Here is a 12,704-nt window from a genome sequence, read left to right as displayed (position 1 = left end):
CGGCTGAGCCGCCATGGACAGAGCACTTTATGTAGCGATGACCGGTGCAACGCAGACCATGCGTGCACAGGCGGTGAACAACAACAACATCGCCAACGCCAGCACGCTCGGCTTTCGCGCCGAAATTGCGGCGCTGCAATCCGATGCCGTGAATGGCCCCGGCCAACCCACGCGCGTCAACGCAGTGGCGGTCGAGACCGGATGGGATTCCTCCTCTGGTGCCTTAGTGCAAACCGGCAACCCACTGGATGTCGCCATGCGCGACAACAGCTGGCTTGGCGTGCAAGCGCCAGATGGCACGGAGGCTTATACCCGCGCAGGCGATCTGCGCGTTAATGCACTCGGCCAGTTGCAGACGGGTGCTGGGCACTTAGTGCTTGGTGATGGTGGGCCGATCTCTATTCCGCCCAACTCATCCGTCAATATTGGTGCCGACGGAACTTTGTCGATCGTTCCACTAGGACAAGATCCAGCGACGATGGCCAGTGTGGGTCGTCTCAAAGTGGTTGATGCAGATCCCACGCAACTACAGCGCGGCTCAGATGGCTTGATGCGCGCCGTGCCTGGTGCCACGCTGAATCCTTCTTCGGGCAATGCTGTCTCCAGCGGCGTGCTGGAATCCAGTAACGTCAATTTGCCGCAGACGATGGTCAACATGATTGGCCTGGCGCGTCAGTTTGAGTTGCAGGTCAAGATGATGAAGACCATCGAAGACAATGCGACGGCTGCGCAGTCTGTTATGCGGATGAGCTAAACCCTTCTCCCTCTCCCCATGCTTTTTATGGGGAGAGGGCCGGGGTGAGGGGCGGCACTCCCAGCTGACAAGCAATGCGCCTCGTAGCTAATGCGCAGCCCCTCACTCCCGGCCTCTCTCCCCATACACAACATGGGGAGAGAGGAGCAAAACCTAAGCGCCATTTTTCCGCCAACACCCCCTCTGGCCCAGAACTTGTAACTACCCCTCCATGCGGCGGAATTCCGCCACGGAGGATGACCCATGAATCAAGCACTCTGGATTGCCAAGACCGGCCTCGATGCGCAGCAGACGCGTATGAGCGTCGTCTCTAACAACCTTGCCAACGTCAACACCACCGGCTTCAAGAAAGGCCGCGCGGCGTTTGAAGATCTGCTGTATCAGAACGTGCGTCAGGCTGGCGCGCAGACTTCTCAGCAAACACAGGCGCCGACGGGATTGAATCTCGGCACCGGTGTACGCGTGATCGCCACCGAGAAAATGTTTCAGCAGGGCAATCTGCTGCAAACCGGAAACTCGCTCGATCTCGCAGTCAACGGTCGCGGCTTTTTCCAGATTCAACAGCCTGACGGCACCGTTGCATACACACGCGATGGCAGCTTCAAACTCAGCAACCAAGGCCAACTCGTCACTAGCAGTGGTTACCTGTTGCAGCCAGGCGTCACCGTTCCACAAGGCGCACAAAGCATCAGCATCGGCAACGATGGTGTCGTGACCGTGCAGCTTGCAGGTCAGGCATCGCCACAGCAGGTCGGCACGCTGACGACTTCAGATTTTATTAACCCAGCAGGTTTGCAGGCTAAAGGTGAAAACCTCTATGTCGAAACCGCTGCCAGTGGTCCGCCACAAACCGGCACGCCAGGCTTGAATGGTCTCGGCACTTTGTCGCAAGGCTCGCTGGAATCTTCCAACGTCAACATCGTTGAAGAAATGGTCAACATGATCGAAACGCAGCGCGCGTACGAGATCAATTCCAAAGCGATCCAGACGACGGATTCGATGCTGCAGTACGTCAGCAATAACTTGTGAGTCTCGTCGTGATCATGCGCAAACTTGTGTGGCTTGAATTGGCGATGCTACTGGCAGTGACGGGTTGCGCCAGTGCTCCGGCACAGCGCCAGGCTGATCCGCCAGCCGCCTACACAACGCCGGTGGCAGCACCGCAAAACGGATCGATCTATTCAGCCTCGCAAGGCATGGCACTGTTTGAAGATCAGAAGGCACGCAATGTTGGCGATGTGCTGACGATCTTGCTGGTGGAAACCACCACGGCAAAAACCAGCGCAGCGACAACCACCGCAAAAGACACCAGCAGCAGTGTGGCTGCGCCGACAATCTTTGGCATGCCTGTTTCAGTTAACGGCACCGCAATATTGTCGGCAGACCTCGACTCGTCGCATAAATTTGCAGGCAGTGGCGACAGCTCACAGAGCAACACGCTGCAAGGCAATGTCACGGTGACGGTGATTGGTCGCCAGCCTAACGGCAATTTGATCGTACGCGGCGAAAAGAATCTGAAGCTCAATCAGGGTTCAGAGTTCGTGCGTATCGAAGGCGTTGTCCGGCCTGCGGATATCTCGCCAGAAAACACCATTCCTTCCAGCCGCGTTGCCGATGCCCGCATTTCATACACGGGCGAGGGCACGTTGGCTGAGAGCAACAGTAAAGGTTGGTTGGCGCGTTTCTTCAGCTCGCCACTGTGGCCGTTCTGAGGGCAGTGACATGACCGTTCTACAGTTTTCCCAAAATCTCACCGTGACACGCCGTCGCGTTGAAAGACCCCGCATCAGCATCGCGAGCTCAGCCGTTGTAGTGCCGATGCGCAGACCGCTTCCGCCGGTTCAAGCTCCTGCACCCGTATTGCAGGCGCCAGTAGAAAACAAGAAGAACAATCTTTTTAATCGACTGACGCGCGTAGCTTTGTGGGTCGCGCTCAATCTTTTGGTGTTGATGGTTTTCATGGCGCGCCCAAGCGTTGCGCATGCAGAGCGCATCAAGGATCTCGCCGATGTCGCGGGCGTGCGCAGCAATCCTCTCGTCGGTTATGGCCTTGTTGTCGGACTTAACGGAACGGGCGATCAAACCAGCCAAGCGCCTTTCACGATCCAAAGTCTCAAGAACATGTTGCAGCAGCTCGGCGTTGTTGTGCCGGCTGGTGTGAATCCGCAGTTGAAGAATGTTGCCGCAGTGGCGATCAGTGCGGATCTTCCAGCGTTTGCAAAGCCCGGGCAGAAAATTGATATCACGGTTTCTTCCATCGGCAACGCAAGCTCACTGCGTGGCGGTGCCTTGCTGATGGCGCCACTCAAAGGCGCTGACGGACAGGTCTACGCGATTGCACAGGGCAATCTTGTTGTTGGTGGCCTTGGTGTATCTGGCGCTGACGGTTCAAAAATTAGCGTCAACATTCCCAGCGCTGGCCGAATTCCCGGCGGCGCATCGGTTGAGCGCATGGTTGTTAGTGATATTTCCAGCTCTGCAGAAGTGATCCTGAATTTGCACGCGGCCGATTTCACAACGGCATCGCGCATGGTCAAAGGCATTGATACTGCGCTGGGTGAAGGCGCCTCGCGTGCGATTGATTCAGTCACTGTTGCCGTTAAGGCGCCAGCCAATCCTAGTCAGCGCGTAGGCTTTATTGCTGTACTTGAATCCATTGACGTTGATCCAGGTGAAGCACCCGCACGCGTCGTCATCAATTCGCGCACCGGCACCATCGTCATTGGCAGCCACGTGCGTGTGCTGCCTGCGGCGGTATCGCACGGCTCATTGTCGGTAACGATTACTGAAAGACCCAAGGTAAGTCAGCCTGCGCCCTTTAGTGAAGGTCAGACCGTTGTCACTGCGCAAAGCAGCATTGATGTGAAGCAGGCCGATTCGCGCATGTTCTTGTTTGCGCCGGAAGCGAGCCTCGATGACATCGTGCGTGCAGTGAATCAGGTCGGCGCTGCGCCGGGTGACATTGTTGCCATCCTCGAAGCGCTCAAAGAAGCCGGTGCCCTGCGCGCCGAGCTGATCGTGATTTAAAGCAGGGATCCGCCATGGCTCTCAACGCATCGAACGTTAATGATATTTCGCAGTTCACAAAACTGCGCGCATCTGCACGTGCGCAGGATCCGGAAGCGCTGAAGACGGCCGCCAAACAGTTTGAAGCCATGTTCATCAAGCAACTGCTCAAGAGCGCGAACGAAGCCAAGATTGGCAACGACATGATGGGCGGCGAGCAGGGCGAGTTTTATCAGGACATGTTTAACAACCAGCTGGCGCAGACGATGTCGCAAGGCCGCGGCCTTGGCATTGCGGATCTGCTGGTACGTCAGCTTCAGCAATCCAAGATGGCGCCGCAGAATGCCGCTGTGCCAGCCGCACTGAAGATGCCAGCAGCTCCAGCTGCTTCTGAAACAAAGCCCGCAGAACATTCATCCAGCCTGCTCAGCAAGCCGATGGATTTCATTCGCAGCCTGTTGCCACAAGCAGAAGCTGCTGCACGTGAGTTGGGCATCTCAGCCAAAACACTCGTTGCTCAAGCTGCACTCGAAACCGGCTGGGGCAAACACCAGATCAAGAACGCAGACGGCACGCCGAGCTACAACTACTTCGGCATCAAGGCCCACGGTAAATGGGACGGTGCCAGCGTGAATACCAAGACACATGAATACAGCGGCGGCGTTGCGCATGCAGAAGTTGCCGCGTTCCGCAGCTACAGCTCACCAGCTGAAGCGTTCAAGGACTACGTCAATTTCATCAAGAGCAATCCGCGTTATGCCGACGCCCTGCAACACGGTGGCGACGGCCATCGTTATGCAGAAGGGCTGCAACGCGCGGGATACGCCACCGATCCCGCATACGCACAAAAGATTGGAAGAATCTCTTCCGGTCCGCTAATGACGGCAGCGCTCGACACCCATCCAAAGACGCTGACGGCCTGACCCGGAGTTTATTATGACCGACATGATCAGCAGCGGTGTTTCAGCCCTACAGGCGTATAGCCAGGCGCTGAACACTGTTAGCAACAACATCGCCAACGCCAACACGGTGGGCTACAGCCGTCAGCAGACGACGTTGCAAGCCAACCTTGTCGGTGGCGTTGAGGTCAGTGGCATTAGACGCTTCACAGATGGGCTGGTGATTTCGCGCTCGCTGTCGGATCAGTCCTCGTTTTCACGCCTTGATGCTTTTTCGACGATGGCTTCGCGCGTTGATGGTTTGCTGTCTGGTAAATCGTCTGGACTTTCAGCACCACTGCAAAAATTCTTTACCGCCATGAGCGGCGTCGCAGCTGATCCACAATCCACCAGCGCGCGTCAGACGCTGTTGAGTGCTGCAAGTAATCTCAGCAGTCAGTTCAGTGATCTGCAAGGCCAGCTGGATGGCATGAACGCGGAGATCAATTCACAGCTCACGCAGTCCGTCAGCCAGATCAATCAGGCTGCACAATCCATCGCGCAGCTCAACAACAGCATTGCGCTGGCGCAGGGTAGCGGGCAGTCCGCGAATGACCTGTTGGATCAGCGCGATCGTTTGATCACACAAATTTCACAGAACGTTGGCATCTCGACGGTTCAGCAGACTGATGGATCGATGAATGTCTTCACCGCCGGTGGTCAGGCGCTGGTTCTTGGCGGCACGTCGCAGTCGCTCAAGCTGGTGCCGAATACCTACGGCAATGGTGATCTGGAAATTTCGATTGGCAATCCTGCCGTCAACATCAACAGCCAGATCAGTGGCGGTGTTATCGGCGGCTTGATGGATGTTCGCAGCCAACTGATTGTGCCCACGCAAAACAAACTCGGCGCGATTGCCGCAGGCCTGACGCAGGCCTTGAATGCGCAGCATACGCAGGGTGTTGATCAGAATGGCCAGATGGGCGGCAACTTCTTTGCAACCATCAGTGGCTCGGCTTCTGCAGCGAATACCAACGCGGGCAGCGCTGCAGTGTCAGTCGGTCTCACCGATGTCGGTCAGATCGGCAACAACAATTATGTTCTTCGCTATGACGGCAGCAACTGGAATCTGAGTGATGCCAGCACTGGCGCGGCAGTCACGATGACTGGCGCAGGTACGGCATCGAATCCATTCGTGGCTGGAGGTGTGAGCTTTCAAGTTAGCGGTAGTGCTGCGAGCGGTGACAGCTTTCTGGTGCAACCGCTGAATCATGCAGCGGGCCAAATGCAGGTAGCGATTACTGATCCTGCAAAAATTGCAGCAGCATCCGCTGCTGCACTCGGCACTAGCGGCAGTGGCAACAACGGTAATGCGAATCTGCTCGCCAATGTTGGCGCCAACGGCGTGCTCAGTGGCGGTACGGTTTCGATCACCGCAGCGAATATCGCGCTGGTTTCACAGACCGGCAATCTATCGCAGCAGATTTCAACGCGGCGCGATGCGGCGCAGGCAATTCAACAACAAACCAAGAGCGATCTGGATTCTGTCTCCGGCGTGAACCTTGATGAGGAAGCAGCTGACCTGTTGCGTTATCAGCAGGCCTATCAAGCTGCAGCTCAAGTGATCTCGATGGCGCGAGACATGTTCCAGACCCTGCTCAGTGCAACGCGTGGAGGTTAATCCGTGAGAATCTCAACGAGTGCGATGATTGAACAGTCTGTGCGTAGCATGAACGCGCAGCAGAATAATCTGGCCAAGATCCAAAGTCAGATCAGCAGCCAGCAACGCATGCAGACAGCGGCAGATGATCCGGCGGGTTGGGCCAGAGGCATGTCGCTGGATCAGGTGCTGGCTGGCATTACGACCTACGGCAGCAATATCAACACGGCCCAGCAACGTCTTGGCCTTGAAGAAAATGCATTGGCTGATAGCGGCAATATTCTGCAGAGCGTCAGCGCGCTCGCGATTCAGGCCACGAATGGATCACAGAGCCCGCAGTCATTGCAGGCCATCACTGCGCAGTTGCAGCAGTACTACAACCAGTTGCTCAGCGACGCCAATGCACAAGACGGCGAGGGCCATTACCTCTTTGCGGGCAGTAGCAGCATCAGCGCGCCATTCACGCAAACCGGTAATAGCGTGACGTATAACGGCGACACCTCTTCTCGCTTGTTGCAGATTGGCCCGCAGAGAACGATTGCGGATGGTGACAACGGCGCCAGTGTTTACATGAACAACTCCAGCGGCAATGGCACTTTCGCCACGGCTGTGAGCACCACTAATACCGGCGTAGCACAGCTGACAAACAGCCAGGTTAAAGATGCCAGCCTCTGGGATGGCGGTACGTACAACGTCGCTTTCACCGGCGGCAACTATTCGGTGACAGACAGCTCCAACAACGTGATTGCCAGCGGCGCTTACACCGATGGCGGTACGGTGTCGTTTCGCGGCGTGCAGCTGACTTTCTCTGGCGCTGCTGCGACGGGTGACAGCTTCACGGTTTCACCCAGCGCGCCCAAGGATGTGTTTGCCAGCCTGCGAGATCTGATCTCGCTGACGCAGAATCCTCCAACGAGTAGTGCAGGGCGTGCGCAGTGGCAGACGCAGATGCAAAACCTGCAATCAGAGATTTCTCGCAGCTTCGATGCCGTAACCAACACGCGCTCTGATGTTGGCGCGCGTATGGCGTCGCTCGACGATGCAAGCAATCGCCTCCAGGATCAATCTGTAGCCATGAAGAGCTTGCTGTCGAATGTGCGTGACCTTGATCTTGCGCAGGCCAGCACAGAGCTCAACCTGACGACGGTATCGCTGCAGGCTTTGCAGCTTGCTTATACCAAGGTGCAGTCGTTGTCCTTGTTCCAATATTTACGATGAATGCGAAGGCACTTTCATATCGGGCCGGCTTGCCGGCCCGAGCCATATCTGGAATCTGCTTTAAGTGTGTCATTCCGAACGCAGTGAGGAATCTCGCCGTTCTCGAAGCAAGATTCCTCACTACGTTCGGAATGACAAAGAGTGATCAGAACAACAAAGCGTCCGTTCAGAACGACAAAATTATTTCGTAAAGAACAAATCACACCGCTTATCTGTCATGCGTCTCCGTTCATCCATTAAGCCGCTGAACGCATCAAGAATCCGGAATCGAGCCCGTTAATAGACTCAGCAACGGCAGGCAATCCCAGAAATGAGACCAAGCTGCTGCAATCCAGGGCTAGGCCTGAGCCTGCCGGGAAGTCCTCAATACTTTCGGAGAAGAATCCATGTCAAGCGTAATTAACACCAACGTCATGTCGCTAGTTGCACAGCAGAACCTGTCCAACTCGCAGAGCTCGCTGCAGACCTCGATGTCACGCCTGTCTTCAGGCATGCGCATCAACAGCGCCAAAGACGACGCCGCAGGCCTCGGCATTTCGCAGCGTATGACTGCACAGATCAATGGCCTCGACCAGGCTGCTCGCAATGCCAACGACGGCATCTCACTGACGCAGACCGCTGAAGGCGCACTGCAACAGGTCACCACCAACTTGCAGCGTATCCGCGAGCTGGCAGTACAGTCGGCTAACGGTTCCAACAGCAGCATTGACCGCGCATCGCTCAACGCTGAAGCCCAACAGCTGATGTCTGAAAACAATCGTGTTGCTCAGCAACAGCAGTACAACGGTGTAAACCTGCTTGATGGTTCGTTCTCTAACCAGAGCTTCCAGATCGGCGCCAACGCCGGTCAGGTGATCACGGTCGGTTCCATCGTGAACGCCAACGCCAGCGCTCTGGGTACTTACACCAGCGCTAGCGTGACCGGCGCTGCTGCCACCACGCTGACTGCGGTCACTGCAGGTGACCTCACCATCAACGGTGTCAGCGTAGGCGCAGTCGGTGCAGCGAGCAGCGCAACACAACGCGCTTCGCAGATCCGCGATGCGATCAACTCGGTTGCTGACCAGACCGGCGTTTTCGCCATCAACGATACCGGCACCACGGTAACGCTGAACTCTTCAGGCAACTCGGGCATCACCGTTGCAATGTCGGGTACCGGCACCACCGCAACAACCGGCCTCACCGCTGCAGTCACCGCTGCCGCAACGCAGACTGGTTATGCAACGTTGGATCTGTCGACCTCAGCTGGCGCCACTCTCGCACTCACGCAGATGGACGCTGCACTGAACGACGTCAACACCGCACGCGGTAACCTCGGTGCTTATCAGAGCCGCTTCGCTTCGGTCATCAGCAACTTGCAGACGACCTCGACGAACCTCTCTGCAGCCCGCAGCCGAATCACCGACGCAGACTTTGCTCAAGAAACCGCGAACATGACTCGCGCACAGATCTTGCAGCAGGCTGGTACGGCGATGGTGGCTCAGGCCAACTCAGCACCACAGGGTGTACTGAAGTTGCTCCAAGGCTAAAAGCCGATACGCCGGAGGAGGAGCACTGCTCCTCCTCCGGATTTTTTGCGCTGAGGAGTTGAATCGGATTTAAAGCGAAGCAGCCATGAGCGACTTAATCCAAGAACTACCTAGGATTGCCGCAGTTGCGGCAGCCACACCAGCGCGCGGCGATAGCTTGCGCGCTTCTGTATTTGTGGCGCCGACGGTGAGCAAGGATGACGCGACGAATAAGCCGGTCGAACTCGAAGCGCTGAATGATGCAGTCGACAGACTCAATAAACACTTTGCAGAAAAACGCACCGACCTCAAATTCAGCGTCGACCAGACGCTCAATGAAGTGGTGGTGTCCGTAGTTGATTCGCAGGACGGAACCGTTCTGCAACAAATTCCCAGTGAGGTCGCGCTGCGTATTGCGCGCTATCTCGCAGAAACGAACAGTGGTTTGGTAAAGGCCAAGGCATGAGCTACGGTCATCTTCTGGAGCAAGGTCTATGACTACTACTGTTACGTCTAGCGTCAGTTCGCCAGGCATTGGCTCCGGACTGGATGTCAGTAATATCGTTTCACAGTTAGTCGCCGCCTCACGCGCAGCGCCCGATAAACGTTTGGCCGCTGCAACAGATAAAGACAACACGACCATCTCTGCACTCGGCAGTTTGAAGTCCGCATTGTCTGCACTTCAAACCGCAGCAAAGGCCATGGGCAGCACCGGCACGCTCGGCAAGAGCACAGCGCAGTCCAGTGACAGCAGCACCTTCACCGCCAGCACCAGCGGTGGTGGCAGTGCAACTTACAATGTGGAAGTGGTTTCTCTAGCCACAGCCAGCAAGATCGCCAGCAGCAGCTACGCTAATGCAGCAACGGAAGTAGGTGCGGGCAGCGTCACCGTCGGCGTTGGCGCTTCATCATTCACCGTTAATCTTTCGGCGAGTGCCAACAAACTTTCTGATCTCGTCAGCGCCATCAACGGCGCCGCCGATAACAAAGGCGTCACCGCTTCAATCGTTACCGACAACACCGGTTCACGCTTGGTGCTGCAATCGCAGAAAACCGGCACTGACAATGCAGTGACGCTGAGTTCAGCAGCAACAGTAGGCGGCGCTTCATTCATCAGCACCAGCGTTCTGCAAACCGCAGCGAACGCGCAGTTGAAGATTGATGGCTACGACGTCACCAGCAGTTCCAACACCGTCACCAATGCCATCAGTGGTGTGACGATCAATCTGGTCAAAGCCAATCCTGGCGCAACCAATACACTCACCATCGCACCGAACACCTCCGCTGCGGCGGGTGCAGTGCAAGATTTTGTAACCGCTTACAACAGTGCGTTGTCGACGATCTCCGGCCTCACCAAGTTTGATCCGACAGGTCAGGCCAGTGGCGCGCTGCTGGGAGACTCCACCGCGCAACACTTGATGACGCAATTACGTTCCATCGTTGGTGGCGCGGCCAGTGAAACCGGCAGTGCGTTTACGCTGCTGTCACAGATCGGCATCAGCTCATCCAAAGACGGCACACTGACGCTGGATACAGCGGCATTGAACAGCGCCTTGTCGACCGACATCGGCTCAGTTCAAAAAATGTTTTCAGGCAGCGGCGGCTTCGGCGCACAACTTAGCTCACTGCTCACCAGCACGCTGACGGTAGGCGGTTCTATCGACAGCAAGATGCAAGGCCTGCAAGCCGACCTCAAAGACATCGGCAAACAGAAAGCAGCGCTAGACACCAGAATGAGCGCAGAAGAAACCCGCCTGCTGGCTCAATACAGCGCGCTAGACACCTTGGTCGCAACCCTCAAATCCACACAGGACTACCTGACGCAGCAGCTCGACAACCTGCCAGGCTGGACCACCTCCAAAAGTAATTAACTTCTACGGGCCGCATTGCGCCCGTTGTCCGTTGCTGCGCGGCCATCTCGCTCGGGATGATGGTGGGCTGTGCTGTGTCGTTCTGTTTATCAAATACTATTTATCAATTACTAAATGACATCGTGCGTTAGTGCGAAGTGGTATGTGCTGTTTGTATCGATTGAGTCTGGAGCATCCCAATTTCGCTACTTCGATTGCGACGAGTGGTTATGCTCACCTGCTAGTGCTTTTATTGCGTTCTCATCACCTTGAGCTGCAGATTTTGTAAACCAGCCCTTGGCTGCTTCTTTGTCTACGGGCATTAGAGCACCGTGAAATAGCTCTTCCCCATAGGTCCACTGCGCCCAAGCGTTTCCTGTTTCAGCGGCAAGCTTGAGTTCAGTGAGATACCCGTCTTTCTGGTGAGCCTTGCCGTGACACCAAGCAAGTTGGGCATGAGCCCATCCGAGCCCGTCATCTGGAACATTTTCCAACTCACTCACAGGTAGCGAAACTAGACGCCGCAGCGTTGGTATCCGCTGCGGGCAGCCGGCAATTGGTTCTTGCGAATAAGCGTATTGGTACCAAAAGTCCCCATCGCTGTTGGGGAATACGCGCGCCGCATTTGCAAAGTGTGGAATGGCTTGAGCGTGGAGTTCTCTCCGCGCCGCCTGCGAGCCAAGATCAATCTCTATCAGGCCTTCCAGTTCTGAAATCTGTGATGGGGGCAGGTTTGCGGCACGAGCGCCTTGAACAACATCGCCCATCGCCTTTATTGATCCGCCCCAGCGAGGACGCAAGGACTGCAGGTATGCTCGGCGCACGATGAAGTTCTTTGGGTCTATACGCAACGCGGCATCGTAGGTCCGAGTAAGAAACTCGCGTCCCTTAACATGCTTACCTACCGAGACAAGATACAGATAGCTGACGATCGGCTTGTCATCCATCGCAAGCGAAGCCTGTAAGTCGAAAAAAGCTTTACCCAGATAGTCGACCATCTGGTCAATATTTTCCTGCGGCGTATCCTGAATAAAATCCGAGCCGCGCCGTGATTCGCCGACAGTTCGGAAATAAATGCCGCGTGCGAGAGTCGCCGCGTAGGATTGGCGATTCTGCAAGACCCAAGCGTCGAGCTTAGTTTGCAACTCCGGCGTATCTACAGCGAAAACACTAAACAGATTACGTAGGCCAACATCACTAAGGCGGCCCTGTTTATAGTCAGCGATGGAATTGTTGAGCAATTGCTCGACGGCGGCATAGTCGTCTTTGCCCAGAGCCGCAGTCACTGCAGTCCGCTCGTTCTCCATCCTGGGCTCGGTATCATAAGTGCCCGGAATGCCGAGCAAGGTCTGCGTTGCGGGAGACGGCACCTGTTTCGTTGCGCGGACACGCTCCAGCGCAAAGAAAACCAGGAATCCAACAGTCATGGCTAGCACGACAACGGCGCCACCTTTGAACGTAGCTTTGAGCTTGGACATTTGCTCCCCTTATATTTTTTTATTGATGCGACTTGCGCCGATACGACAGGTCGACTGAATGAAGTCTCGCCGAACATGCTGACGGATGTCGAGGCATGCTTAGGCATGCCGCCAGGTAAACTTGGATGTCCGCTTTCACCTCGAAGCAAACTTTCTTGCCCAAGAAAGGCAATTAAGCCATATTGATTTTCGAAAACAATTAGCCAAATGGGTAATTGCGTTTGCGGGCTAATACGGCAACATTCCAAGCATAAGCATAAAAAATCAGGGACAGGCTTTTGCTGAAGTTTCCGTTTCCCCGTTGACCTATTAAGTGCAGATGCACTTTCGTGGCCATTCCTGAGAAAATGCC

The 12,704-nt window shown here is 55.7% G+C and carries 11 protein-coding genes; 10 read left to right on the top strand and 1 reads right to left on the bottom strand.

Annotated features, from left to right (window positions below; genetic code table 11):
- The first annotated feature begins 13 nt into the window (after positions 1–13).
- The 10 genes from CJD38_RS13975 to fliD all read left to right on the top strand — a co-directional run bounded on the left by CJD38_RS13975 (position 14) and on the right by fliD (position 10,895).
- On the top strand, positions 14–754 hold the full coding sequence (locus tag CJD38_RS13975; protein WP_107940975.1) for a flagellar basal body rod protein FlgF: 741 nt from the start codon (positions 14–16) through the stop codon (positions 752–754).
- A 243-nt stretch (positions 755–997) separates the two neighbouring features.
- A complete protein-coding gene (gene flgG, locus CJD38_RS13970; protein ID WP_107940974.1) occupies positions 998–1,783 on the top strand; it encodes a flagellar basal-body rod protein FlgG in 786 nt (261 codons plus the stop codon).
- Positions 1,784–1,797: 14 nt separating this feature from the next.
- Complete coding sequence (gene flgH, locus CJD38_RS13965) at positions 1,798–2,466, top strand: flagellar basal body L-ring protein FlgH (protein ID WP_107941148.1); 669 nt, start codon at positions 1,798–1,800, stop codon at positions 2,464–2,466.
- A 238-nt stretch (positions 2,467–2,704) separates the two neighbouring features.
- Positions 2,705–3,781: a flagellar basal body P-ring protein FlgI gene (locus CJD38_RS13960; protein WP_107941147.1), complete on the top strand. Its 1,077-nt coding sequence runs from the start codon at positions 2,705–2,707 to the stop codon at positions 3,779–3,781.
- Positions 3,782–3,795: 14 nt separating this feature from the next.
- The gene (gene flgJ / locus CJD38_RS13955) at positions 3,796–4,683 is read left to right on the top strand and encodes a flagellar assembly peptidoglycan hydrolase FlgJ (protein ID WP_107940973.1); all 888 of its coding nucleotides are present in this window, start codon (positions 3,796–3,798) and stop codon (positions 4,681–4,683) included.
- 13 nt (positions 4,684–4,696) lie between these two features.
- Positions 4,697–6,319 (top strand): flagellar hook-associated protein FlgK, encoded by a 1,623-nt coding sequence (flgK, locus tag CJD38_RS13950; protein WP_107940972.1) that lies wholly within the window; start codon positions 4,697–4,699, stop codon positions 6,317–6,319.
- Positions 6,320–6,322: 3 nt separating this feature from the next.
- A complete protein-coding gene (gene flgL / locus CJD38_RS13945) occupies positions 6,323–7,516 on the top strand; it encodes a flagellar hook-associated protein FlgL (RefSeq protein ID WP_146165992.1) in 1,194 nt (397 codons plus the stop codon).
- A gap of 386 nt (positions 7,517–7,902) precedes the next feature.
- Complete coding sequence (locus CJD38_RS13935; RefSeq protein WP_107940969.1) at positions 7,903–9,045, top strand: flagellin N-terminal helical domain-containing protein; 1,143 nt, start codon at positions 7,903–7,905, stop codon at positions 9,043–9,045.
- 85 nt (positions 9,046–9,130) lie between these two features.
- A complete protein-coding gene (locus tag CJD38_RS13930) occupies positions 9,131–9,490 on the top strand; it encodes a flagellar protein FlaG (RefSeq protein WP_107940968.1) in 360 nt (119 codons plus the stop codon).
- A 28-nt stretch (positions 9,491–9,518) separates the two neighbouring features.
- Positions 9,519–10,895: a flagellar filament capping protein FliD gene (gene fliD, locus CJD38_RS13925; protein WP_107940967.1), complete on the top strand. Its 1,377-nt coding sequence runs from the start codon at positions 9,519–9,521 to the stop codon at positions 10,893–10,895.
- A 185-nt stretch (positions 10,896–11,080) separates the two neighbouring features.
- Here the strand turns inward: fliD and CJD38_RS13920 are convergent, their stop codons facing one another.
- On the bottom strand, positions 11,081–12,352 hold the full coding sequence (locus tag CJD38_RS13920; protein WP_107940966.1) for a DUF4034 domain-containing protein: 1,272 nt from the start codon (positions 12,350–12,352) through the stop codon (positions 11,081–11,083).
- Positions 12,353–12,704 lie beyond the last annotated feature (352 nt).

Source organism: Stenotrophobium rhamnosiphilum, assembly GCF_003052265.1.
GTDB lineage: Bacteria > Pseudomonadota > Gammaproteobacteria > Nevskiales > Nevskiaceae > Stenotrophobium > Stenotrophobium rhamnosiphilum.
Note: the sequence above shows the minus strand (reverse complement) of the source record. Positions and strands in the feature narration are given on the sequence as shown.

Bases quoted from the DNA above. Each gene is read 5' to 3' on its own strand.
- CJD38_RS13975 (WP_107940975.1), top strand. From the start codon at position 14: ATGGACAGAGCACTTTATGTAGCGATGACCGGTGCAACGCAGACCATG.
- flgG (WP_107940974.1), top strand. From the start codon at position 998: ATGAATCAAGCACTCTGGATTGCCAAGACCGGCCTCGATGCGCAGCAG.
- flgH (WP_107941148.1), top strand. From the start codon at position 1,798: ATGCGCAAACTTGTGTGGCTTGAATTGGCGATGCTACTGGCAGTGACG.
- CJD38_RS13960 (WP_107941147.1), top strand. From the start codon at position 2,705: ATGGTTTTCATGGCGCGCCCAAGCGTTGCGCATGCAGAGCGCATCAAG.
- flgJ (WP_107940973.1), top strand. From the start codon at position 3,796: ATGGCTCTCAACGCATCGAACGTTAATGATATTTCGCAGTTCACAAAA.
- flgK (WP_107940972.1), top strand. From the start codon at position 4,697: ATGACCGACATGATCAGCAGCGGTGTTTCAGCCCTACAGGCGTATAGC.
- CJD38_RS13935 (WP_107940969.1), top strand. From the start codon at position 7,903: ATGTCAAGCGTAATTAACACCAACGTCATGTCGCTAGTTGCACAGCAG.
- CJD38_RS13930 (WP_107940968.1), top strand. From the start codon at position 9,131: ATGAGCGACTTAATCCAAGAACTACCTAGGATTGCCGCAGTTGCGGCA.
- fliD (WP_107940967.1), top strand. From the start codon at position 9,519: ATGACTACTACTGTTACGTCTAGCGTCAGTTCGCCAGGCATTGGCTCC.
- CJD38_RS13920 (WP_107940966.1), bottom strand. From the start codon at position 12,352: ATGTCCAAGCTCAAAGCTACGTTCAAAGGTGGCGCCGTTGTCGTGCTA.